Consider the following 22886-nt stretch of genomic DNA (forward strand, 5'->3'; position numbering starts at 1 on the left):
TAAATGACTTCTGTTCCTTCCTCCACCCGGTTGCCTTGCGGCAACCGGGTTCTTGATTTGGCCCATGCACATGTCATGGGCATCTTGAATGTAACTCCCGACTCCTTCTCTGATGGTGGCCGCTTCAGCCAGCTTGATCTGGCTTTGCAGCATGCCGAGGCCATGGTTGCGGCCGGTGCTACGCTGATTGATGTCGGTGGCGAATCCACTCGCCCGGGTGCCCGTGCGGTATCGCCGCTGGAGGAGTTGGAGCGAGTCGCGCCTGTGGTCGAGCGCATCCACCGTGAGTTGGATGTGATCATTTCTGTTGATACCTCGACACCGGCGGTGATGCGTGAAACCGCTCGCCTCGGCGCAGGGCTGATCAATGACGTTCGTTCATTGCGCCGGGAGGGTGCCCTGGATGCGGCGGCGGCCACTGGCTTGCCTGTGTGTCTGATGCACATGCTGGGTGAGCCCGGTGATATGCAGGACAATCCGCATTATCAGGACGTGACCCGAGAGGTTGCCGAGTTCCTGGTTGAGCGCATGGCCCAGTGTGCGTCAGTGGGCATCGGTCCAGAGCGGATTGTGCTCGATCCGGGCTTTGGCTTTGCCAAGACCCTGCAACACAACCTGAGCCTGTTCAAGCATATGGATGCCTTGCATGCCCTTGGGCGCCCGTTGTTGGTTGGGGTGTCGCGCAAGAGCATGATTGGCCAGGCCTTGAATCGCCCCGTAGGTGAGCGATTGCACGGCAGTCTGGCGCTAGCGGCCCTGGCAGTGGCCAAGGGCGCGAAAATTATCCGTGTCCATGATGTCGCCGAGACCGTGGATGTGGTGCGAATGATTGTGGCAGTGGAATCCGCCGAATAAGAATGATGGAGTACTTATGACTAAAAAATACTTTGGCACCGACGGCATCCGCGGCCGTGTAGGCGAATTCCCTATCACTCCTGATTTCATGCTCAAGCTCGGCTGGGCCGCCGGCATGGCATTTCGCAGCATGGGCGCCTGCCGCGTGCTGGTGGGCAAGGACACGCGTATCTCCGGGTACATGTTCGAGTCTGCACTGGAGGCCGGGTTGTCTGCAGCCGGTGCCGATGTGATGCTCCTGGGACCGATGCCGACTCCGGCCATTGCTTACCTGACGCGTACCTTCCATGCGGAGGCGGGCATCGTTATCAGTGCCTCGCACAATCCTCATGATGACAACGGCATCAAGTTCTTCTCGGGCGAAGGCACCAAACTGCCTGACGAGGTCGAGCTGATGATCGAGGAGTTGCTGGATGCGCCGATGACCGTGGTCGAGTCGAGCAAGCTCGGCAAGGTGTCGCGGATCAACGATGCATCAGGACGCTACATTGAGTTCTGCAAGAGCAGTGTGCCATCGAGCACCAGTTTTGCCGGCTTGAAGGTCGTCCTGGACTGCGCTCATGGTGCCACCTACAAGGTCGCGCCGAGTGTATTCCGCGAGTTGGGCGCACAAGTCACGGTTCTGTCTGCGCAGCCTAATGGCTTGAACATCAACGAGAACTGCGGCTCGACTCACATGGGCCAATTGCAGGCGGCTGTCCTGGCCGAGCATGCGGACCTGGGGATCGCCTTTGATGGCGACGGTGACCGGGTGCTGATGGTCGATCAGACTGGCGCGATCGTGGATGGTGATGAGCTGCTGTTCATCATCGCTCGCGACCTGCATGAGCGTGACAAGCTGCAAGGCGGCGTGGTCGGAACGCTCATGAGCAACCTGGGGCTGGAACTGGCCCTGGCGGACTTGGGTATCCCCTTTGTCCGGGCCAACGTCGGTGACCGTTATGTGATCGCCGAGCTGCTGGAGCGCAATTGGCTGGTAGGTGGCGAAAACTCCGGGCACATCGTGTGCTTCCGTCATGCTACTACCGGGGATGCGATCATTGCCGCGCTGCAGGTGCTGATGGCGCTCAAGGCTCGTGGTGAAAGCCTGGCCCAGTCCCGTCAGGGGCTGCGCAAGTGTCCTCAGGTGCTGGTCAATGTGCGCTTTGGCGGCGGTGAGAACCCGGTCGAGCATCCTGCGGTGAAAGAGGCTTGCGAGCGTGTCACGGCCGCTATGGCTGGGCGTGGTCGGGTTCTGTTGCGCAAGTCGGGTACTGAGCCTCTGGTGCGCGTGATGGTTGAAGGCGACGACGAAGCTCAGGTTCGCGCTTACGCCGAAGAGCTGGCGAAACTGGTTGCTGAAGTTTCTGCCTGATTTCGGCTTGCCAGTGTTGTTTTGGTTGGGTAACATCTGCGCCCACTTTGACCGACGAGGTACAGCATGCGTCGCCCTATGGTAGCTGGTAACTGGAAGATGCACGGTACCCGCGCCAGCGTCGCTGAGCTGATCAACGGCCTTCGTCATCTGGCCTTGCCAAGCGGTGTTGATGTCGCGGTATTCCCGCCTTGCTTGCATATCAATCAAGTGATTGATGGCTTGAAGGGTAAGTCGATTCAGGTCGGCGCGCAGAACTCTGCGGTGGAATCCATGCAAGGTGCATTGACGGGCGAGATCGCCCCGAGTCAGTTGGTGGATGCAGGTTGTTCCCTGGTGCTGGTTGGGCACTCCGAGCGCCGCCTGATCATGGGTGAGCGTGACGCGACTCTCAATCGCAAGTTCGCAGCGGCGCAGGCCTGTGGCTTGAAGCCGGTTCTGTGTGTAGGGGAGACCCTCGAGCAGCGCGAAGCCGGGAAGACTCTAGAGGTTGTCGGGCGTCAGCTGGGCAGCATCATCGAAGAGTTGGGTGTTGGTGCGTTCGCCAATGCTGTTATCGCTTACGAGCCGGTCTGGGCCATTGGTACCGGGCTGACTGCGACACCGCAACAGGCGCAGGATGTGCACGCAGCTATCCGCGCGCAGTTGGCGGCAGAAAATTCTGAAGTGGCACGAGGTGTGCGGCTTCTATACGGCGGCAGCGTGAAGGCGGCCAATGCGGTCGAACTGTTCGGCATGCCGGATATCGATGGGGGGCTCATTGGTGGAGCTTCCCTGAATGCAGATGAGTTCGGTGCGATCTGTCGCGCCGCGGGAAACTGAAAAAATGCTGGAAACAGTCGTAGTCGTTTTTCATCTGCTGGGTGCCCTGGGCGTAGTTGCTCTGGTTTTGCTGCAGCAGGGTAAAGGTGCGGATGCTGGCGCGTCTTTCGGTGCAGGTGCTTCAAATACTGTGTTCGGAAGCCAAGGTTCCTCTACCTTTCTTAGTAAGTTTACTGCTATACTTGCCGCCGGTTTCTTCATAACCAGCTTGGGGTTAGGTTACTTTGCTAAAGAGAAAGCTCACCAGCTGACTCAAGTGGGTTTGCCAGATCCAGCAGTGCTTGAAGTACCAAAGCAAAAACCGGCTTCTGATGATGTCCCGGTGCTCCAAGAGCAAAAGTCGGCCAACAGCGCGACTGACGTACCTCCAGCTCCAGAGCAGAAGTAAGAAGAGTTTCACGCAGTAACGTAGTCTATGCCGAGGTGGTGGAATTGGTAGACACGCAACCTTGAGGTGGTTGTGCCCATAGGGTGTAGGGGTTCGAGTCCCCTTCTCGGTACCAATTATCAGGAGAGCCCGCTGTCGCGGGCTTTCTTGTAGGTGGAAGGTTACATTGACCCAAAAAGGGATCAGTCGTATACTTCCGCCCCAGCTTTGTCGCGGGGTGGAGCAGTCTGGTAGCTCGTCGGGCTCATAACCCGAAGGTCGTCGGTTCAAATCCGGCCCCCGCAACCAGTTTTAGCGGAGCCCCTTTTCAGGGGCTTTTTGTTAGCTGGACACTTTACAACGCCGCTATTCAACGGCGTTTCCGGGATGGGCGCTTCGCCCATTTTTTATTTGCACAAGCATGCACGAGGGGGTTCAGGTGTCGAGCAAGCTAGAACAGTTGCAGGCCTTGTTGGCCCCGGTGGTCGTGGCCCTTGGCTATGAATGCTGGGGTATTGAGTTTTCGGCTCAGGGTCGCCACTCATTGTTGCGCGTTTATATCGATAAAGAAGGCGGCGTGCTGGTGGACGATTGCGCCATCGTCAGCCGTCAGATCAGTGGTGTTCTCGACGTAGAAGATCCGATCTCCGTTGAATACACCCTTGAAGTTTCCTCTCCTGGCATGGAACGCCCACTGTTCACTCTTGAACAGTTTGCCAAGTATGTCGGTGAGCAAGTGAAGATCAAACTGCGCTCGCCCTTCGAAGGTCGGCGTAATTTTCAGGGCCTTCTCCGCGGGGTGGAGGAACAGGATGTCGTGGTGCAAGTGGATGACCATGAGTTCCTGTTGCCGATCGATATGATCGACAAGGCCAACATAATTCCCAGTTTTGACTGAGACGCGGATCCCGCGGATCCAATGGCTTGCGAAAGGCGAGGCGTACGATGAGCAAAGAAGTACTGCTGGTTGTTGAGTCGGTATCCAATGAAAAGGGTGTACCGGCAAGCGTAATTTTTGAAGCGCTGGAGCTGGCCCTGGCCACTGCTACCAAGAAGCGTTTTGAGGACGAAGTAGACCTGCGTGTGGAAATCAATCGCCACACCGGTTCCTACGAAACTTTCCGTCGCTGGACGGTGGTCGAAGAAGCCGACCTGGATGATCCAGCGGTCGAGACCTGGTTGAGCAAGGCTCGCGAAACCCATCCCGACGCCAAAGTCGGTGATGTGATCGAAGAAAAGATCGAATCCATCGAGTTCGGCCGCATCGCTGCCCAGACCGCCAAGCAGGTCATCGTGCAGAAGGTTCGCGAAGCCGAGCGCGCACAGGTAGTTGATGCCTATCGCGAGCGCCTGGGGGAAATCATCTCCGGCACCGTGAAAAAAGTGACACGTGACAACGTGATCGTCGACCTGGGTAACAACGCCGAGGCGTTGCTGGCCCGTGAAGACATCATCTCCCGTGAGACTTTCCGGGTTGGCGTGCGCCTGCGCGCGCTGCTCAAGGAAATCCGCACCGAGAACCGCGGCCCGCAGCTGATCCTGTCGCGTACCGCGCCGGAAATGCTGATCGAGCTGTTCCGTATCGAAGTGCCGGAAATTGCCGAAGGCCTGATCGAAGTAATGGCCGCCTCCCGTGATCCGGGGTCGCGGGCCAAGATCGCAGTTCGCTCCAAGGACAAGCGCATCGACCCGCAGGGCGCGTGCATTGGTATGCGCGGTTCGCGCGTCCAGGCCGTTTCCGGTGAGTTGGGTGGCGAGCGTGTGGATATCGTCCTGTGGGATGAGAACCCGGCGCAGTTCGTGATCAACGCCATGTCGCCGGCCGAAGTCGCGGCAATTATCGTCGACGAAGATGCCCATGCCATGGACATCGCCGTTGGCGCAGACAATCTGGCTCAAGCCATCGGTCGTGGTGGTCAGAACGTGCGTCTGGCCAGCCAACTGACTGGCTGGACCCTGAACGTGATGACCGAATCGGACATCCAGGCCAAGCAGCAAGCAGAAACCGGCGACATCCTGCGCAATTTCATCGACGAGCTGGAAGTCGATGAAGAACTGGCACAGGTTCTGGTTGATGAAGGCTTCACCAGCCTGGAAGAGATTGCCTACGTACCGCTGGAAGAAATGCTCAACATCGACGGCTTTGACGAAGACATCGTCAACGAGCTTCGCGCTCGGGCCAAGGATCGCTTGTTGACTAAAGCCATCGCTACTGAGGAAAAGCTGGCAGACGCCCATCCGGCCGAAGACCTGCTCTCGCTTGAGGGTATGGACAAGGATTTGGCGATGGAACTGGCGGTGCGCGGCGTAATTACCCGCGAAGACCTGGCCGAGCAGTCTATTGACGACCTGCTCGACATCGACGGCATTGACGATGATCGTGCCGGCAAGTTGATCATGGCCGCCCGAGCCCACTGGTTCGAGTAATTAGGCGCGGCCTGAGGAGAGAAGTGCATGACGCAAGTCACGGTGAAACAACTGGCCGATGAGGTCAAAACACCGGTAGAGCGCCTGCTGCAGCAGATGCGTGAGGCAGGTCTGCCGCACACCGCCGCCGAGGAACATGTGAGCGACAGTGAGAAGCAGTCGTTGCTGACTCACCTGAAAAGCAGCCACAAGGCGAAAGTGGAAGAACCACGCAAAATTACTTTGCAGCGCAAGACCACCAGCACCCTGCGGGTTGCTGGCAGCAAGAGCATCAGCGTTGAAGTGCGCAAGAAGAAAGTCTTCGTACAGCGCAGCCCGGAAGAAATCGAAGCCGAGCGTCAACGCGAACTGGAAGAACGTCGCGCAGTAGAAAATGCTGCTCGTCAGAAGGCTGAAGAAGAAGCCAAGCGTCGCGCCGAAGAAGAAGCGCGTCGCCAGCCTGCTCCGGTTGCCGAGCCGGTTGCTGCGCAAGCAGCAGCTCCTGCTCCAGCGCCTGTAGTCGAGCCTGTGCAGGAAGCTCCGGTGGCCACTGCGGCTCCAGCAGCTGACGCGCGCAAGAAAGACGAACAGCGCCGTCCGGACAAGACCCGCAACGACGACAACCGTCGTGGCGGCGATGGCGAGCGCAAAAATGCTCCGCATCGTGCTTCGGTCAAGGAAAAGGCGCCAGCTCCGCGCGTTGCCCCACGTACCACCGACGAAGAAAGCGATGGCTTCCGTCGTGGTGGTCGCGGGAAGGCCAAGCTGAAGAAGCGCAATGCTCACGGTTTCCAGAGCCCAACCGGGCCAGTGGTACGTGACGTGCAGATCGGCGAGACCATCACTGTGGGCGAACTGGCCCAGCAGATGTCGGTCAAGGCTGCCGAAGTCATCAAGTTCATGTTCAAGCTGGGTACTCCAGCCACTATCAACCAGGTTCTGGACCAGGAAACTGCCCAGTTGGTTGCTGAAGAACTGGGCCACAAAGTGACCCTGGTCAGCGACACCGCCCTGGAAGATTCCCTGGCCGAGTCCCTGAAGTTCGAAGGTGAAGCGGTTGCCCGTGCGCCGGTCGTGACCGTAATGGGCCACGTTGACCACGGTAAGACCTCGTTGCTGGACTACATCCGTCGCGCCAAAGTGGCCGCGGGCGAGGCCGGCGGCATCACCCAGCACATCGGTGCCTACCACGTAGAAACCGAGCGCGGCATGGTCACCTTCCTCGACACCCCAGGTCACGCCGCGTTTACCGCCATGCGTGCCCGTGGTGCCAAGGCCACCGACATTGTGATCCTGGTGGTTGCAGCGGACGACGGCGTGATGCCGCAGACCGTTGAAGCCGTTCAGCACGCACAAGCTGCCGGCGTTCCGCTGGTGGTTGCGGTGAACAAGATCGACAAGCCGGGCGCCGACCTGGACCGTATCCGCAGTGAGCTTTCGGTTCACGGCGTGACGTCGGAAGACTGGGGTGGTGATACTCCATTCGTACCGGTCTCCGCAAAAATGGGTACCGGTGTCGACGACCTGCTGGAAGCTGTTCTGCTGCAGGCCGAAGTCCTGGAACTCAAGGCGACTCCTTCGGCCCCGGGCCGTGGTGTCGTGGTCGAGTCCCGCCTCGACAAGGGCCGCGGCCCGGTAGCTACCGTGCTGGTTCAGGACGGTACGCTGCGTCAAGGCGACATGGTGCTGGTCGGCTCGAACTATGGCCGCGTGCGCGCCATGCTCGACGAGAACGGCAAGCCAATCAAGGAAGCCGGTCCTTCCATTCCGGTCGAGATCCTCGGCCTGGACGGTACTCCGGACGCTGGCGACGAGATGAGCGTGGTTGCCGACGAGAAGAAAGCCCGTGAAGTGGCTCTGTTCCGTCAAGGAAAGTTCCGCGAGGTCAAGCTGGCCCGTGCTCACGCCGGCAAGCTGGAAAACATCTTCGAAAGCATGGGCCAGGAAGAGAAGAAGACGCTCAACATCGTCCTCAAATCCGACGTCCGTGGTTCGCTGGAAGCTCTGCAAGGCGCTCTGAACGGCCTGGGCAACGACGAAGTGCAAGTGCGCGTAGTGGGCGGCGGCGTCGGTGGTATCACCGAAAGCGACGCCAACCTGGCACTGGCCTCCAACGCTGTACTGTTCGGCTTCAACGTGCGTGCCGACGCCGGCGCACGGAAGATCGTCGAGCAGGAAGGTCTGGATATGCGTTACTACAACGTGATCTACGACATCATCGAAGACGTCAAGAAAGCCCTGACCGGTATGCTGGGCAGCGACGTTCGGGAGAACATCCTGGGTGTTGCCGAAGTTCGCGACGTGTTCCGCTCGCCGAAGTTTGGCGCGATCGCCGGTTGCATGGTCATCGAAGGTGTCGTGCACCGTAACCGTCCAATCCGCGTACTGCGTGAAGACATCGTTATCTTCGAGGGCGAGCTGGAATCCCTGCGCCGCTTCAAGGATGACGCCTCTGAAGTACGTGCCGGCATGGAATGCGGTATCGGCGTGAAGAGCTACAACGACGTCAAAGTCGGCGACAAGATCGAAGTCTTCGAGAAGGTCCAGGTTGCTCGCAGCCTCTAACTCGCGCACTTCAAGAGCCCTGATGGCCGCTCGCATGCAAATGCACGGCGCCCTCGGCGGCCTCTAAACGCAACGCCCGGTCTGGCTTCTGCCAGGCCGGGCGTTTGCCGCTTTCAGACCACACGGGTTTCACCGTGAGGCAGTAACAGGTAACAAGACATGGCAAAAGAATACAGCCGTACCCAACGTATCGGTGATCAGATGCAGCGCGAACTGGCGCAACTGATCCGTCGTGAAGTCAAGGATCCACGCGTCGGCCTGGTGACCATCACCGCCGTGGAAGTCAGCCGCGATGTCGGTCACGCGAAGATTTTCATCACCGTGATGGGCCAGGAAAACGCCGAAGAGATTGCCCAGAGCATCAAGGTGCTGAACTCGGCGGCAGGTTTCCTGCGCATGCAACTGGCCAAGGAAATGAAGCTGCGCAGCGTGCCGCAACTGCACTTCCATTACGACGAGAGCGTCGCCCGCGGGGCGCACCTGTCGGCCCTGATCGAGCGTGCCGTGGCTGAAGACAGCCAGCATGGCGACGCGCCTGCCCCTGAAGACGCCAAGGAGTAAGCGGTGGCTCAGGTCAAGCGTATCCGTCGTAACGTCAGCGGCATCATCCTCCTGGACAAGCCGCTGGGCTTCACCTCCAACGCGGCGCTGCAGAAGGTCCGTTGGCTGCTCAACGCCGAGAAGGCCGGCCACACCGGTAGCCTCGACCCCCTGGCCACCGGCGTTTTGCCGCTGTGCTTTGGCGAGGCCACCAAGTTCTCGCAATACCTGCTCGATTCCGACAAGGGTTACGAAACCCTGGCTCAGTTGGGCAAGACCACCACCACCGCGGACGCTGAAGGCGAAGTTTTGCAGACCCGCGAAGTGACCGTTGGTCGTGCCGATATCGAAGCGGTATTGCCGGAGTTTCGCGGCGAAATCAAACAGATACCGCCGATGTACTCCGCCCTCAAGCGTGATGGCCAGCCACTCTACAAACTGGCTCGTGCAGGGGAAGTGGTGGAGCGCGAACCGCGTTCTGTTACTATTGCGCGCTTGGAATTACTCGCCTGCGAAGGTGACACTGCCCGCCTGGCGGTGGACTGCAGCAAAGGCACCTATATCCGTACCCTGGTGGAGGATATCGGTGAAAAACTTGGCTGTGGTGCCTACGTTGCAGAACTGCGACGGACCCAGGCCGGACCTTTCAGCCTGACCCAGACGGTCACCCTGGAAGAGCTCGAAGCAGTGCACGCCGAAGGCGGCAACGAAGCGGTAGACCGCTTCCTGATGCCATCGGACAGCGGTCTGCTGGATTGGCCGCTGCTGCAGTTCTCGGAGCACAGCGCGTTCTACTGGCTCAACGGCCAGCCGGTACGTGCCCCGGATGCACCGAAGTTCGGCATGGTGCGGGTACAGGATCACAACGGTCGCTTCATCGGTATCGGTGAAGTGAGCGAAGACGGGCGCATCGCGCCGCGTCGACTGATTCGGTCAGAATGACCGGACGAGGGTGGCTGTTAACAGGCACGGTCACTACTCATTTATAGATACAGGGATTTGTCCCTGGCCTGTTGAAACTGTTCTTGAACAGTTTCCTGATATAAGGATTGCCCACATGGCACTCAGCGTTGAAGAAAAAGCTCAGATCGTAACCGACTACCAGCAAGCTGTTGGTGACACTGGTTCGCCAGAAGTGCAAGTTGCACTGCTGACCGCCAACATCAACAAACTGCAAGGTCACTTCAAAGCCAACGGTAAAGACCACCACTCCCGTCGTGGCCTGATCCGCATGGTAAACCAGCGTCGTAAGCTGCTGGACTACCTGAAAGGCAAGGACCTGAGCCGTTACAGCACCCTGATCGGTCGTCTGGGTCTGCGTCGCTAATCAGCGATTGCGCTATGAGGTTGGTTGTTTGCCATGCGTCAGCGGTTTTTCCGCCGGCGTATGGCAGGCTTCCAGCCTCAAGTTTTATCTGCTGCACTGTTTTACCTGGACAATAAAGGCTGGGCCGATTCCCCGCATTGCCCAAGAATTTCGCAAGAAGCAAGTTTCCCCAAGAGCCACAAAGAAGGTAGGACACCGTGAACCCGGTAATCAAAAAATTCCAGTTCGGTCAGTCGACCGTAACCCTCGAGACTGGCCGTATCGCCCGTCAGGCCTCCGGCGCAGTATTGGTCACCGTTGACGACGACGTCAGCGTATTGGTGACCGTGGTTGGCGCCAAGCAAGCCGATCCAGGCAAGGGCTTCTTCCCTCTGTCTGTTCACTACCAGGAAAAGACTTACGCTGCCGGTAAGATCCCTGGCGGTTTCTTCAAGCGCGAAGGCCGTCCTTCCGAGAAAGAAACCCTGACCTCGCGTCTGATCGACCGTCCGATCCGCCCTCTGTTCCCAGAAGGCTTCATGAACGAAGTGCAGGTAGTCTGCACCGTGGTTTCCACCAGCAAGAAGACCGATCCGGACATCGCTGCGATGATCGGTACCTCGGCTGCCCTGGCGATCTCCGGCATTCCTTTCGACGGCCCGATCGGCGCCGCTCGTGTGGCTTTCCACGAAAGCACCGGCTACCTGCTGAACCCGACCTACGAGCAACTGGCTGCTTCGAGCCTGGACATGGTCGTGGCCGGTACCGAAGAAGCTGTACTGATGGTTGAATCGGAAGCCAAAGAGCTGACCGAAGACCAGATGCTGGGCGCTGTACTGTTCGCCCACGACGAATTCCAGTCGGTGATCAAGGCTGTCAAAGAGCTGGCCGCCGAAGCTGCCAAGCCTACCTGGGACTGGGCTGCTGCCCCAGAAGCCACCGAACTGCTGGGCGCTATCCGTGCCGAGTTCGGCGAAGCCATCTCCCAGGCTTACACCATCACCGTCAAGGCCGACCGTTACGCTCGCCTGGGCGAGCTGAAAGACCAGGTCGTCGCCAAGCTCTCCGGTGAAGAAGGCCAGCCTTCGGCGTCCGACGTCAAAGCCGCTTTCGGCGAGATCGAATACCGCACCGTTCGCGAAAACATCGTCAACGGCAAGCCGCGTATCGACGGCCGCGACACCCGCACCGTACGTCCGCTGAACATCGAAGTCGGCGTACTGCCCAAGACTCACGGTTCGGCCCTGTTCACCCGTGGCGAAACCCAGGCCTTGGTGGTTGCGACCCTGGGTACTGCCCGTGACGCACAGCTGCTGGACACCCTGGAAGGCGAAAAGAAAGACCCCTTCATGCTGCACTACAACTTCCCTCCGTTCTCGGTGGGCGAGTGTGGTCGCATGGGCGGCGCTGGTCGTCGTGAAATCGGTCACGGCCGTCTGGCCCGTCGTTCGGTCCAGGCCATGCTGCCAGCCGCCGACGTGTTCCCTTACACCATCCGCGTAGTATCGGAAATCACCGAGTCCAACGGTTCCAGCTCCATGGCTTCCGTGTGCGGTGCTTCCCTGGCGCTGATGGACGCTGGTGTACCAATGAAGGCGCCGGTTGCCGGTATCGCCATGGGCCTGGTCAAGGAGGGCGAGAAGTTCGCAGTCCTGACCGACATCCTGGGTGACGAAGATCACCTGGGCGACATGGACTTCAAGGTAGCCGGTACCGCCAAAGGCGTCACCGCGCTGCAGATGGACATCAAGATCAAGGGCATCACCGAAGAGATCATGGAGATCGCCCTGGGCCAGGCCCTGGAAGCTCGCCTGAACATTCTCGGTCAGATGAACCAGATCATCGGTCAGTCCCGTACCGAGCTGTCGGCCAACGCTCCGACCATGATCGCGATGAAGATCGACACCGACAAGATCCGTGACGTCATCGGTAAAGGCGGCGCCACCATCCGCGCGATCTGTGAAGAAACCAAGGCTTCGATCGACATCGAAGACGACGGCTCGATCAAGATCTTCGGCGAAACCAAGGAAGCTGCAGAGGCCGCGCGTCAGCGCGTTCTGGGCATCACCGCGGAAGCCGAGATCGGCAAGATCTACGTCGGCAAGGTTGAGCGCATCGTCGACTTCGGTGCCTTCGTCAACATCCTGCCGGGCAAGGATGGTCTGGTGCACATCTCCATGCTGAGCGACGCTCGCGTTGAGAAAGTCACCGACATCCTGAAAGAAGGCCAGGAAGTGGAAGTGCTGGTACTGGACGTGGACAACCGCGGCCGTATCAAGCTGTCCATCAAAGACGTGGCAGCAGCCAAGGCTTCGGGCGTTTAATCACCATTTAGCCTTACGCTGAACAAGCAGACGCCCCGACTGGTTCGGGGCGTTTTGCTATCTGCGATAAAAGCCGCTCGGTTGCCGGCCCGGGGCGCTGGTGCTAGGTTTTAGCCCACGCCGGTGTAGCTCAGTCGGTAGAGCAGCGCACTCGTAACGCGAAGGTCGCAGGTTCGATTCCTGTCTCCGGCACCACATTTCGGGTTGAGAGCAGTTTATGGCTGTCTAAACCCACCCTCCCAACAAAGTTCGCCAGGCTTTGAATGAGCACCCTTGAAAGGCGGGAAACTACGAGGCACCCGCAAAAGTGTGCCCTGGAAGTTTCAGAGGTTCCCGGTGCTATTCAATTGAACGCTCCTATAGTTGTTTGTGGACGTGCGCCTCATTGTTTATGCGGATTTAGCAGCCAGAGAGACTTGTATCAACGAAGACTTTCCGCGCCTGTACTCAGCATCCTGTACCGAGTTTTAAGCGGTTTGCTCGGGGTTATCTGGTGTCGGTGTTTTTGTGTCTGGACGAGGTTAGTGCCCAGTTGTTCACACCTGTGCGGGTCATGAACCGGTTGGTAGCAGCCAGGGGCATTGCGCATAATGACGCCCGCAAATCATGGAGTGACCGGTGTGAAGAAGTGGAAGCTGGCTTTGGCCGGCATAGTGTCGCTGTCCCTTGCAGCCTGTGAGAAAGGACCCTCTTATGAGTTTGAGGGGGAATATTTTGCCGCTGAAGGCGAAGACTGCACGACGCCAACGAATACCAAAGACCTGGAGCAATATTTCTTAAGAATAACCAAGCAGGTACAGGGAGGAAGTGTGTTGTATTCCGCTGAGTTTCCTGCTGCTTCAAGGGCTCGGCTGCCTGTTGTCAGCGCGCAAAGCGTTTCACCAGGCGATGATAATGAACTGACTTTCAATTTCACTGAGACCAAGGTGCCGGAGAGTCGTCCAGAGAGTCCGACATTGAATTTCGTAGTTACTGTCATCCCTAATCAAAGCAAGGAAGGGTATCTATGGCTGACTAGAGCCGGGATCCTCATAGCCAAGGATGGAGAAGTAAAGGAGTTCGATATTCTCGATAATCTAAGAAGGCTTATCGATGTCGGGCAGACAGGAGCTTGCTTGAGAAAAGGAACAGCTACGGCTGTGGGGTCCTAGCTCCGTAACCTGGTGAAACACCGGCATGAAATATCGCTGCGGCTGCATTTGCGAAATCTCGTTCTCTGAGGGTTCTGCCGGGCTGGCGTCTGCCGATGGCTTGGAAAACCCGGAGTTTTTCTCCAATGGGTGCATCAGGTCATATAAATCGTGGACCAAAGGTCCTATATTCGGTCCCTGTCTGAGTACCAGCATGCTGTTTTCAGATGATCCAGAATGGTTCTGAAGGCCAGATAAATCGAAGTTCACAACGGTTTTTTGCGGCAGAGAGATCCCAACGATCCAGATCCATCTTCCATTCCCACGATCAGAGAGAACGAGATGATTCCTAAAGAGGCAAGAATCGACGTAGCGCTTGAAAGGTACCTGGCTGCCACGCCTTCCTTGCAAGAGGAAATCAGCGCCCTGAGCCCGGAAGAGCAGAAGCAGCAGGCGCAATGGGCGTTCGAGGACGAGGCGGAATCCCGCGGCATAGAGCCATGGGAACTGGTGCTCGATCTGGTGGCAGAAACACCGGAGGAACTGAAGGCCATGCGCCTGGAGGTGCATCAGGAAGTTGCTGAAGCGCTGGGCATGGACCTGGAGGACTATCTGCAGCTCAACGAGATCGACGGTTGAGCACGACGCCAGCCTGAACCAGGCTGGCGTTTTTCATGGCTCAGAGGCTCAAGCGCATGGACAGGTCCAGCGCTTTCACGTCCTTGGTCATGGCACCGATGGAAATGTAATCCACCCCGGTCTCGGCGATCGGGCGCAAGGTGCTTTCGTTGATCCCGCCACTGGCTTCCAGCTTGGCCTTGCCGGCGTTCAGGCGCACGGCCTCGCGCATGTCGTCCAGGCTCAGTTCGTCGAGCATGATGATGTCGGCCCCGGCGGCCAGGGCCTCCTTCAGTTCCTCCAGGCTTTCCACTTCCACTTCCACCGGCTTGCCCGGGGCGATCCTGTGGGCGGCGCTGATGGCCTGGGCGATACCGCCGCAGGCAGCGATATGGTTCTCCTTGATCAGGAAGGCGTCATACAGGCCGATGCGGTGGTTGTGGCAACCGCCGCAGGTGACCGCGTACTTCTGTGCCAGGCGCAGCCCCGGCAGGGTCTTGCGGGTATCCAGCAGCTTGACCTGGGTATCGGCGACAAAGTCCGCCAGGTACCGCGCGCGGGTGGCCACGCCGGACAGCAGTTGCAGAAAGTTCAGGGCACTGCGCTCGCCGGTGAGCAGCGAGCGGGCTGGGCCTTCGAGGTGGAAAAGCACCTGGTTGGGCACCACCCGCTCACCGTCGGCCACTTGCCAGTGCACAGCGACCCGCGGGTCCAGCTGGCGAAAGACCGCATCGACCCAGGCGGTGCCGGCGACTACCGCGGCTTCGCGGGTAATGATGGTGGCCTTGGCCAGACGTTCGGCCGGGATCAGTTGCGCGGTGATGTCGCCGCTGCCGATGTCTTCCAGCAACGCACGGCGCACGTTGGCTTCGATTTCGGCGGTCAGGTCGGCGAGGCGTAGATTCGGCATAACGGGCTCCACAAACAAAGTGCGCCGATTATAGGGCCAGGGGATCAGCGAACCCAAGGTGGCAAATGCCTGCAAGGCATTGGCGAACCTGTCCTGGATGGCTTTGTCTGATGAATAGGAGTGACTTTTCTTGAGTCGCTAGGGGTTATTTCGGAGGAGGCCACAGAGTCTGCTGGCGCAAGAGGGGACTTTTACAAGATAATATGACTTGTAATTGACGTCATAGCTTTGACGTGTCTTTGGCTTCCCCCTAAATGAAGTGCAGTGGAGTGCATGTGCCTCCGCTGAGAGCCGGCTGTGAGCGTCGTCGGCTTGACTGAATCTTGATCTCGAACCGAAGAAACACCTTTCCAGGAGGCTTGGATGCACAACGACGGGAATGTAGTGCCTTTGCACAAGGCCGCTACAGATCAGGCGACCGCTTCGCCGCTTGCCCGCTTGCCTGTGATTCTGCTTCAGGTCCGAGACAAGGCCGCCCAGCAATTGCGCCACGGCTTGCAGGAACTGTTCGATAACGCTGATGACACCCTGTTCGAAATGGCCGATCGGGCCCGCAACAACGTCGAGCAAAACACCCTCTTCGAAGCCATGCGCGACCTGCGGCTGAAGCGCAAGAGCATCGAGCGCGGTTTCCTGGAGGCGTTCTTCCAGGCTTTTGCCTGCCTGGTGCAGTATGACCCGGCCCTGGCCATTCCCCATGCCGTGGTCTACGACCCATCACTGGATCCGTCCCACGATGACTTGGAAAAGACCGTCGCGGTGGATGCCATGGTGGCCAAGGTGCTCAACCGTGATGGCTTCGCCCTGGGGCAGTTGACGGAGCGCCTGAGTGTGCTGCTGGGACGGCGCCTGGTGGATGGGGACAACCCCCTGGGGCCGGCGCTGCTCTGCGAGTATTTCCTCCAGGCCGGGCGCAGCCTGGGGGTGGAAATCAAGGTCAAGCTGATCATCCTCAAGTTGTTCGAGCGTTATGTGCTCAGCGATGCCGAACAACTCTATGCCGAAGCCAACCAACTGCTGATCGCCACCGGGATCCTGCCGGAACTGATGCCTGCTCCGGCCCGCCGGGCGGCCGATCGAGCCCAGGCCGAGGCCCGTGCGGCAGCGACCGAGGGGGGCACGGCGAAATCCAGCCAGTCGCAGCTCGACGAGAGCGTGCAGGAAGTTTTCGCCGCCCTGCAGACCCTGCTGTTTCATGTGCGTGGCAGCGTGGCGCCGACCCTGGAAGCCAGCGCCGAAACCCAGCCGATTTCCACCCGCGACCTCATGCGCCTGCTGTCGCACCTGCAGCAATACGTGCCGGCGCCCAGCGCCCAGGACGATTTCGACCTGCGCAACCAGTTGGAACAATTGCTCACCCGGGTCAGCGTCAAGAGCGGCAAATCCCGGGTGGTGGATGTGGCCGATGAAGACGTGATCAACCTGATCGCCATGCTCTTCGAATGCATTCTCGATGACCGCAACCTGCCGGACTCGCTCAAGGCGCTGATTGGCCGCCTGCAGATTCCCATGCTCAAGGTGGCGGTGCTGGACAAGAGTTTCTTCAGCCGCGGCAATCACCCGGCCCGGCGCCTGCTCAATGAGATCGCCGCTGCAGCCATGGGCTGGGGCGGTTGCGATGACCACCAGCGCGACAGTCTGTACCTGCGGATCGAGCAAGTGGTGCAACGTCTGCTCAGCGAGTTCAGCGATGACCCGGCGATCTTCTCCGAGCTACTGGCGGACTTCCTGGCCTTCACTGCCGACGAGCGGCGTCGCGCCGAGTTGCTGGAGCAGCGTACCCGTGACGCCGAGGAAGGGCGGGCCAGGGCCGAACTGGCCCGGCGCCGGGTAGAGCAGGCCCTGAATGACGCCCTGCTGGGCAAGGTGTTGCCGCAGAAGGTGGTGGATTTTGTCCGCGAAGCCTGGAGTCAGGTGATGCTGCTCAGTTGCCTCAAGCACGGCGACGACTCGCCAGAGTGGCAAACTGCGGAGCAGACCCTGCTGGAGCTGATCTGGAGCGTGCAGCGCCATGAACAGCCGGATACTGCCATGCGCTTGCTGGCGCTGGTGCCGGGGTTGCTCAAGGGCCTGCGCGAGGGTTTGAGCGCGGCGGCTTTCGATCCTTTCGCTACCAGCGAGTTCTTCAGCCAGCTGGAGCTCCTGCACTTGCAGGCATTCGAGCGCGAGGCTCAGGCCCCGCAACTGCAGGGTGCCGTCCTGGAAGCAGACCCTGCACACATGATCGTGGTGGCCGAAGAGATTGTCCTGCCCAGTGCCGAAGAGGGCCCGCTGGAAGTCGCGCCGCTGGCGTTGCCGGCCAACGACCCCAGCGTGCAATGGGTGGACCAACTGCGGCTTGGGGCCTGGGTCGAATTCCTGGAGGACGAGGACAACACCCTGCGCTGCAAACTGGCGGCGATTGTTCCCCATCCGGTGGCCAAATACGTGTTCGTCAACCGCACCGGCATGAAAGTGCTGGAGCGTACGCGCATGGGCCTGGCCCTGGAGTTCCAGCGTGGCGCAGTGCGCGCCCTGGATGACACCCTGCTGTTCGACCGCGCCCTGGAATCGGTGATCGGCAACCTGCAGCGACTCAATCACGGCAAGTGATCGCAACCCGAGGGGATAACGCGGCATACTGGGCCACCCAAGGCTTTAGTTGAAGGAATCGGTATGCGGCTGGACCCTGCCACGGGGTGGTGTCATGGCGTACGGCATTGCCCGTCACCCAATTTCAATGAACGTCCGGCGAGCGAGATTTCCCTGCTGGTGATTCACAACATCAGCCTGCCGCCGGGGCAGTTCGGCACCGGCAAGGTGCAGGAATTCTTCCAGAATCGCCTTGATGTCACAGAGCATCCCTATTTTGCCGGGATCGCCGATCTGCGTGTTTCTGCGCATTTTCTGATCGAGCGTGACGGCGCCGTCACCCAATTCGTTTCCTGCCTGGATCGGGCCTGGCATGCCGGTGTCTCGAGTTTCCAGGGGCGTGAGACGTGCAACGACTTTTCCCTGGGCATCGAACTGGAAGGCACCGATGATCAGCCTTTCAGCGATGCTCAATATCACTCGTTGATCAGCCTGAGCAGGCAACTGCGCCGGGCCTTCAGCGACATCACGCCACAACGGATCTGCGGGCATAGCGACATCGCGCCCGGGCGCAAGACCGACCCGGGCCCGGGATTCGACTGGGCACGCTTTCGTGCCGCCTTGGAGAAGGGGGAAGGACAATGAGTTTTCTGGTGTTGCTGTTGGCGGTGTGGATCGAGAAGTTCTCGGCCCTGCGCCAGCGGGTACAGCGTGATGGCTGGTGGCTGGGGGAATTGGCGCGTCTGGAGTCGAGCCCGCGTATGGCCGGGCATCCGTGGTGGCTGCTGATCGTCATGGTGTTGCTGCCGGTGGCGCTGCTCGGGCTGTTGCTGCTGGTGCTGGAGCCCATCGCCTATGGCTTGCTGGCGCTGCCGGTGCACCTGCTGGTGGTGATCTACGCCCTGGGTCGCGGCGATCTGCTGGGTGAGCTGGGCCCGTTCCGTGACGCCTGGCGGCGTGAGGATCTGCAAGCGGCAGCCCATGTCGCAGAACGTGACCTGGGCATCTGCGCCGAAAATGGCGAACAACTGCTGGAGCGAGTGCAGGGCCACCTGCTGTGGCAGGCCTTCCAGAGTTTCTTCGCGGTGATCTTCTGGTACTTCCTGCTGGGGCCGGTAGCGGCCCTGAGCTATCGCCTGTTGGCTCTCGCCGCCGAACATGGCAAGAACCCCGCCCTGGTCGAACGCGCGGGGCAGTTGCGACATGCCTTCGACTGGTTGCCGGTGCGCCTGCTGGCGGCGAGTTTTGCCCTGGTGGGCAACTTTGTCGCAGTCGGCCGGGTGATGCTCCACGAGTTGCTCAACTGGCATATCGGTGCCGCGCAGTTGGTGGAAAAGGTCGGCCTGGTGGCCGCGGAAATCCCGCCGCCGGAAGTCGGGCCCGAAGGTATCAACAGCCTGGATCGTATCTGGGAGCTGTTGTTGCGGGCGGCGGTGCTCTGGTACGCCGGCTTTGCCCTGTGGGCCGTCCTGGCCTGAGGTGAGCAAGGGCTGGCCCCAACCGCCCACCGAGGGTTTTCTGGCGCAGCGCATCGCAGAGAGTGCGACGGCTGCGCCGTCGATCGGCAGCAAGCTCCCTCGCCACAGCCCGCGAGCGTCCCCTGGATGCCGCGCTGGCGGTTAACTTTAAGTTACAAAACCTCCCACGAAATTGAGCTATACAGACGGAGCGCCGAATAGTGGCTATCTGCTGCCTTCGCCTGCCTGCCAATAACAATAAAAGAAAAGGGAGACTTCTTTGTGAAGAGCTTGCTCTATCCCGCTGTCGCGCTGATGAACCGCCTGAGCTTCGGCATGAAGTTCAGCCTGATCAGCGTGCTGTTCTTTCTACCCATGCTGGTGACCAACTTCTATCTGGTGCGCGACTCCTACCGCGAATTCCAGGGCACCCGGGTCGAACTGCAAAGCCTCGACCTGCTGGGCAGCAGCCTGGCCCTGCGCCGAGACCTGGAAACCCTCAATAACCTGGTGCAGATCAACGCCAGCCTCGGTCAGTCCGGCAAGGCAGGGGACCTGGAAGGCAAGATCGTGGCCCTGGAGAAATCCGTGCTGGAACGCCTGCAGGCCTTGCAGGCGGTGACCACGGACCCACAGCAGGTGGAGGTCTTCAACGCCAAGCGCGATGAACTGATTGCCGCCTTCAAGACCCAGCAAGTGGAAAGCTCGCTGCTGAACAAAAGCGGCCTGATCGGCAAGTTGCTGGGCAGCGCGCAGTTGTTCAGCCAGATCATCGCCAGCCAGTCGGGCCTGAGCCGCGATGGCCAGGGTGACATTCGCCAGCTCAGCGAGCTGATCACCAGCGTCACCCCGCAGGTTACCCAGATCCTCGGTGAAGGCCGGGCCATGGGCGCCTACTCCCTGGGCCAGGGGTTCCTCAATTCCTCGTCCAGCACGCGTTTCGACGAATTGCTGGTGCAGATCGAAAAGCTCCAGGCCGAATACGGGCTCAAGTTGCAGGATGCCCTGGGGTCCAGCCGCGCTGCCCACGATGCTCTCGACACGCTGGCCACGACCAGCAAGGGCAGCCTCAAGCAGGCCAGCGAGCTGTTCGAGGAGCAGGTGGTGATGGCCGATACCCTGGATGCGCCCTGGCAGGCCTTCTACGACCAGGTCAGCGGGCTGATGGCGCAGACCTACCAGCTCAATGAAGGCACCTTGAAATTCCTGAATGTCGAGTTGCAAAAGCGCCTGGAGCAGAACCGTCGCCACATGGTGCTGCTGGTGGCGGCCCTGGCCCTGGTGTTTCTCTCCATCGTCTACCTGTACGGCGGTTTCTACGCTTCCACCCGCACCACTCTGCGGCGCCTGGGCGCGATGATGGACAAGGTAGCGGCGGGGGACATGACCGTCAGCTTCACCGCCCACAGCCGCGACGAACTGGGGGAACTGGGCAGTGTGTTCAACGGCACCGTGCTGAAAATCCACGACCTGATCGAGCGGGTTGGCCACACCGTCAGTGAGGTGGAGCGCCAGGCCGGGCAAGTGCAGAGTGTATCGGCCCAGAGCAATCAGGCCGTGGCTGGCCAGCGCACCCAGATCGAGCAAGTGGCCACGGCGATGAACCAGATGTCCGCCACCTCCCAGGAAGTGGCTCGCAGCGCCGCGGCGGCGGTCAGCAGCGCCCACAGCGTGAATGACGAAACCATCAGCGGCCGCGGGCTGGTGGAATCCCAGCAGGGCAGCATCGCCCGGCTGGCCAGCGAGATCGACCAGTCGGTGCTGGTGATCAACCAGCTGGCCAGCGACAGCCAGTCCATCAGCCGGGTCCTGGAGGTGATCAAGAGCATCGCCGAGCAGACCAACCTGCTGGCCCTCAACGCGGCCATCGAGGCGGCGCGCGCCGGTGAGCAGGGCCGGGGCTTTGCGGTGGTGGCCGATGAAGTGCGGACCCTGGCCAAACGCACCCAGCAGTCCACCGAGGAGATCGAGGACATGATCGGCAAGCTCCACGGTGGCGTCAGCGCGGCGGTCAAGGCCATGGGCAGCAGCCACGCCATGGCCAACGGTACGGTGGACCAGTCGGAAAAGGTCCAGCAGGCGCTGGAAAATATCCTTGGGGCGGTAGGCATGATCGTCGACCAGAACCAGCAAATCGCCGCGGCCGTGGAGCAGCAGACCGCGGTGGCCCACGACATCGACCAGAACATCGTCGAGATCAATCGTGCCGGTGAGCGCACTGCCGAGGGTGCGCACCAGACCGAGGATGCCAGCCGGCAGCTGTCGGCCCAGGTGGTGCAACTGAAGCAATTGATTGGCGCTTTCCGCGTCTGAGCAACGTGCTCCCGCTCTTGGCGAGGCCCCGGAAATCAGGGGCTTCGCTGCTTTGCATACAATCGGTAGTAAATGAATGCTTTGTTTGTCGCGTGTTTCCTGTTTTCCTGCGCGTCTGATTTTTCAGCCCCGGTGATCCCGCAGGCTGTTCGACCAGTTGGCCATGTGCCTTGCATGGCCCTGAGGAAATACGTTGATGACTGCCACTTCTGGAATCCAGGGCCGTTGCGCCCATTGCCAGACCCTCCTTGAACTCGAACCCTGGCAACTCAATGCCATGGCGTTGCAGGAAGCCTTCAACTGCAACCATTGCCACAAACCGCTGAAGCTCAGTTGCCCCGAACAGATCAAGCGCCTCAGGTCCCTGGGTTCGCTGGCTACCCTGCGCGCGACCATGATCGTGCTGTGTGCCACGGTGATATTGGTGACGCTGGTGCTGGAGTGGGTCGGGCTGGTAAGCCTGGCTCAGCAACTGAGCGTTTCGGCATTGATGCTGGTGAGCTACCTGTTGGTGATGATGGCTGCCCGCCGGCGCCAGCGCCGACCGTTGCAGCTACAGGCCGGCTGAAGGCCAGCCGAACAGCTCGCAGGCGTTGCGGGTGCTGGCGCTGGCCAGTTGCTCGGGCGTGATGCCGATGATCTGCGCCAGGGCGGCGCAGATGGCCGGCAGGTGCTGCGGGCTGTTGCGCTGGCCGGGAAACATGGCAGGCGCCATGTCCGGCGAGTCGGTTTCCAGCACCAGGGCGTGCAGCGGCAGCTCGGCGATCACCTTGCGCAGGCGCAGGGCCTGGGGCCAGGTCGCGGCGCCCCCCAGACCCAGCTTGAACCCCAGCTTGAGGTATTCCCGGGCTTCCTCGCGGCTGCCGGCGAAGGCGTGGATAATGCCGCCACGCTTGAGCTTGAAGTGCTTCAGGCTGGCGATCACCGCCGCGTGGCTGCGCCGGACATGAAGCAGGGCGGGCAACTGGAAATCTGCCGCCAGCTGCAATTGCGCTTCGAAGAGTGCCTGTTGGCGCTCGCGATCCAGGTGCGCAAGAAAGTAGTCCAGGCCGATCTCGCCCACCGCGCACACTTGCGGGTGCCCTGCCAGCCGGGTCAGCCAGTCACCCAGTTGCTGGATATGTTCCGGGCGGTGATCGTCCAGGTACACCGGGTGCAGGCCAAAGGCCGCGTACAGCTGCGAGTCGCTTTGCACCAGATCCCAGAGCCGCTGCCAATTGGCCTGATAGACCCCCAGCACCACCATTCGCGAGACGCCCAGGGCGCGGCTGTCTGCCAGCAGCGCCCCGCGATCGGCATCGAAATCCGCGAAATCCAGGTGGGTGTGGCTGTCGATCAGCTCCACGGT

At 60.2% G+C, this 22886-nt stretch carries 20 protein-coding genes and 3 tRNA genes; 21 read left to right on the plus strand and 2 right to left on the minus strand.

The window, feature by feature from the left end:
* Positions 1 to 3: 3 nt before the first annotated feature.
* The 16 genes from folP to KI242_RS04480 all read left to right on the plus strand — a co-directional run bounded on the left by folP (position 4) and on the right by KI242_RS04480 (position 14308).
* Positions 4 to 855, plus strand: coding sequence for a dihydropteroate synthase (gene folP, locus KI242_RS04405; RefSeq protein WP_212805947.1), 852 nt, complete (start codon positions 4 to 6; stop codon positions 853 to 855).
* Between the two features lie 16 nt (positions 856 to 871).
* The gene (glmM, locus tag KI242_RS04410) at positions 872 to 2209 is read left to right on the plus strand and encodes a phosphoglucosamine mutase (protein WP_019095644.1); all 1338 of its coding nucleotides are present in this window, start codon (positions 872 to 874) and stop codon (positions 2207 to 2209) included.
* Between the two features lie 66 nt (positions 2210 to 2275).
* Positions 2276 to 3031 (plus strand): triose-phosphate isomerase, encoded by a 756-nt coding sequence (tpiA, locus tag KI242_RS04415; protein WP_015634119.1) that lies wholly within the window; start codon positions 2276 to 2278, stop codon positions 3029 to 3031.
* A 4-nt stretch (positions 3032 to 3035) separates the two neighbouring features.
* Positions 3036 to 3419 carry a preprotein translocase subunit SecG gene (secG, locus tag KI242_RS04420; protein WP_015634120.1) on the plus strand — a complete coding sequence of 128 codons (384 nt, stop codon included), beginning with the start codon at positions 3036 to 3038 and terminating at the stop codon, positions 3417 to 3419.
* 29 nt (positions 3420 to 3448) lie between these two features.
* Positions 3449 to 3534: transfer RNA gene (locus KI242_RS04425), tRNA-Leu, on the plus strand.
* A gap of 96 nt (positions 3535 to 3630) precedes the next feature.
* Positions 3631 to 3707 (plus strand) — tRNA-Met (locus KI242_RS04430).
* A 130-nt stretch (positions 3708 to 3837) separates the two neighbouring features.
* The gene (gene rimP / locus KI242_RS04435; protein WP_041120545.1) at positions 3838 to 4296 is read left to right on the plus strand and encodes a ribosome maturation factor RimP; all 459 of its coding nucleotides are present in this window, start codon (positions 3838 to 3840) and stop codon (positions 4294 to 4296) included.
* Between the two features lie 47 nt (positions 4297 to 4343).
* On the plus strand, positions 4344 to 5825 hold the full coding sequence (gene nusA, locus KI242_RS04440) for a transcription termination factor NusA (protein ID WP_011059201.1): 1482 nt from the start codon (positions 4344 to 4346) through the stop codon (positions 5823 to 5825).
* Between the two features lie 27 nt (positions 5826 to 5852).
* Entirely contained in the window at positions 5853 to 8369 is a 2517-nt protein-coding gene (infB, locus tag KI242_RS04445; protein WP_011059202.1) for a translation initiation factor IF-2, read from the plus strand.
* A gap of 159 nt (positions 8370 to 8528) precedes the next feature.
* Complete coding sequence (gene rbfA / locus KI242_RS04450) at positions 8529 to 8930, plus strand: 30S ribosome-binding factor RbfA (protein WP_016967778.1); 402 nt, start codon at positions 8529 to 8531, stop codon at positions 8928 to 8930.
* A gap of 3 nt (positions 8931 to 8933) precedes the next feature.
* Positions 8934 to 9851, plus strand: a complete 918-nt coding sequence (truB, locus tag KI242_RS04455) for a tRNA pseudouridine(55) synthase TruB (protein ID WP_212805948.1) — start codon at positions 8934 to 8936, stop codon at positions 9849 to 9851.
* 115 nt (positions 9852 to 9966) lie between these two features.
* Positions 9967 to 10236 carry a 30S ribosomal protein S15 gene (gene rpsO, locus KI242_RS04460; protein ID WP_011059205.1) on the plus strand — a complete coding sequence of 90 codons (270 nt, stop codon included), beginning with the start codon at positions 9967 to 9969 and terminating at the stop codon, positions 10234 to 10236.
* Between the two features lie 197 nt (positions 10237 to 10433).
* Positions 10434 to 12539, plus strand: a complete 2106-nt coding sequence (pnp, locus tag KI242_RS04465) for a polyribonucleotide nucleotidyltransferase (RefSeq protein ID WP_015634122.1) — start codon at positions 10434 to 10436, stop codon at positions 12537 to 12539.
* 119 nt (positions 12540 to 12658) lie between these two features.
* Positions 12659 to 12734: transfer RNA gene (locus KI242_RS04470), tRNA-Thr, on the plus strand.
* 425 nt (positions 12735 to 13159) lie between these two features.
* Entirely contained in the window at positions 13160 to 13690 is a 531-nt protein-coding gene (locus KI242_RS04475; RefSeq protein WP_041751950.1) for a hypothetical protein, read from the plus strand.
* Between the two features lie 321 nt (positions 13691 to 14011).
* Positions 14012 to 14308 (plus strand): DUF6388 family protein, encoded by a 297-nt coding sequence (locus KI242_RS04480; protein WP_015634123.1) that lies wholly within the window; start codon positions 14012 to 14014, stop codon positions 14306 to 14308.
* 40 nt (positions 14309 to 14348) lie between these two features.
* On the opposite strand, the gene nadC is transcribed toward KI242_RS04480, so the two are convergent.
* Positions 14349 to 15197: a carboxylating nicotinate-nucleotide diphosphorylase gene (gene nadC, locus KI242_RS04485; RefSeq protein WP_015634124.1), complete on the minus strand. Its 849-nt coding sequence runs from the start codon at positions 15195 to 15197 to the stop codon at positions 14349 to 14351.
* Between the two features lie 363 nt (positions 15198 to 15560).
* Between nadC and KI242_RS04490 the strand changes: the two genes are divergently transcribed.
* The 5 genes from KI242_RS04490 (at position 15561) to KI242_RS04510 (ending at position 22106) form a co-directional block, all read left to right on the plus strand.
* Positions 15561 to 17789 carry a DUF1631 domain-containing protein gene (locus KI242_RS04490; protein ID WP_011059209.1) on the plus strand — a complete coding sequence of 743 codons (2229 nt, stop codon included), beginning with the start codon at positions 15561 to 15563 and terminating at the stop codon, positions 17787 to 17789.
* Between the two features lie 63 nt (positions 17790 to 17852).
* Positions 17853 to 18413 (plus strand): 1,6-anhydro-N-acetylmuramyl-L-alanine amidase AmpD, encoded by a 561-nt coding sequence (ampD, locus tag KI242_RS04495; RefSeq protein WP_053156335.1) that lies wholly within the window; start codon positions 17853 to 17855, stop codon positions 18411 to 18413.
* Positions 18410 to 19246 carry a regulatory signaling modulator protein AmpE gene (gene ampE / locus KI242_RS04500; RefSeq protein WP_123473929.1) on the plus strand — a complete coding sequence of 279 codons (837 nt, stop codon included), beginning with the start codon at positions 18410 to 18412 and terminating at the stop codon, positions 19244 to 19246. Before ampD ends, ampE begins: the two co-directional genes overlap by 4 nt.
* 261 nt (positions 19247 to 19507) lie before the next feature.
* Entirely contained in the window at positions 19508 to 21538 is a 2031-nt protein-coding gene (locus KI242_RS04505; RefSeq protein WP_212805949.1) for a methyl-accepting chemotaxis protein, read from the plus strand.
* A gap of 196 nt (positions 21539 to 21734) precedes the next feature.
* Positions 21735 to 22106 carry a hypothetical protein gene (locus KI242_RS04510; RefSeq protein ID WP_019095647.1) on the plus strand — a complete coding sequence of 124 codons (372 nt, stop codon included), beginning with the start codon at positions 21735 to 21737 and terminating at the stop codon, positions 22104 to 22106.
* Here the strand turns inward: KI242_RS04510 and KI242_RS04515 are convergent.
* Positions 22092 to 22883, minus strand: a complete 792-nt coding sequence (locus KI242_RS04515) for a TatD family hydrolase (RefSeq protein WP_015634130.1) — start codon at positions 22881 to 22883, stop codon at positions 22092 to 22094. The genes KI242_RS04510 and KI242_RS04515 overlap by 15 nt on opposite strands.
* Between the last annotated feature and the right edge of the window lie 3 nt (positions 22884 to 22886).

It is taken from the genome of Pseudomonas sp. Eqa60 (assembly GCF_018326405.1).
GTDB lineage: Bacteria > Pseudomonadota > Gammaproteobacteria > Pseudomonadales > Pseudomonadaceae > Aquipseudomonas > Aquipseudomonas protegens.

Bases quoted from the DNA above. Each gene is read 5' to 3' on its own strand.
- glmM (WP_019095644.1), top strand. From the start codon at position 872: ATGACTAAAAAATACTTTGGCACCGACGGCATCCGCGGCCGTGTAGGC.
- ampE (WP_123473929.1), top strand. From the start codon at position 18,410: ATGAGTTTTCTGGTGTTGCTGTTGGCGGTGTGGATCGAGAAGTTCTCG.
- ampD (WP_053156335.1), top strand. From the start codon at position 17,853: ATGCGGCTGGACCCTGCCACGGGGTGGTGTCATGGCGTACGGCATTGC.
- KI242_RS04480 (WP_015634123.1), top strand. From the start codon at position 14,012: ATGATTCCTAAAGAGGCAAGAATCGACGTAGCGCTTGAAAGGTACCTG.
- rpsO (WP_011059205.1), top strand. From the start codon at position 9,967: ATGGCACTCAGCGTTGAAGAAAAAGCTCAGATCGTAACCGACTACCAG.
- KI242_RS04490 (WP_011059209.1), top strand. From the start codon at position 15,561: ATGCACAACGACGGGAATGTAGTGCCTTTGCACAAGGCCGCTACAGAT.
- secG (WP_015634120.1), top strand. From the start codon at position 3,036: ATGCTGGAAACAGTCGTAGTCGTTTTTCATCTGCTGGGTGCCCTGGGC.
- nadC (WP_015634124.1), bottom strand. From the start codon at position 15,197: ATGCCGAATCTACGCCTCGCCGACCTGACCGCCGAAATCGAAGCCAAC.
- nusA (WP_011059201.1), top strand. From the start codon at position 4,344: ATGAGCAAAGAAGTACTGCTGGTTGTTGAGTCGGTATCCAATGAAAAG.
- tpiA (WP_015634119.1), top strand. From the start codon at position 2,276: ATGCGTCGCCCTATGGTAGCTGGTAACTGGAAGATGCACGGTACCCGC.
- folP (WP_212805947.1), top strand. From the start codon at position 4: ATGACTTCTGTTCCTTCCTCCACCCGGTTGCCTTGCGGCAACCGGGTT.
- infB (WP_011059202.1), top strand. From the start codon at position 5,853: ATGACGCAAGTCACGGTGAAACAACTGGCCGATGAGGTCAAAACACCG.
- rbfA (WP_016967778.1), top strand. From the start codon at position 8,529: ATGGCAAAAGAATACAGCCGTACCCAACGTATCGGTGATCAGATGCAG.
- KI242_RS04510 (WP_019095647.1), top strand. From the start codon at position 21,735: ATGACTGCCACTTCTGGAATCCAGGGCCGTTGCGCCCATTGCCAGACC.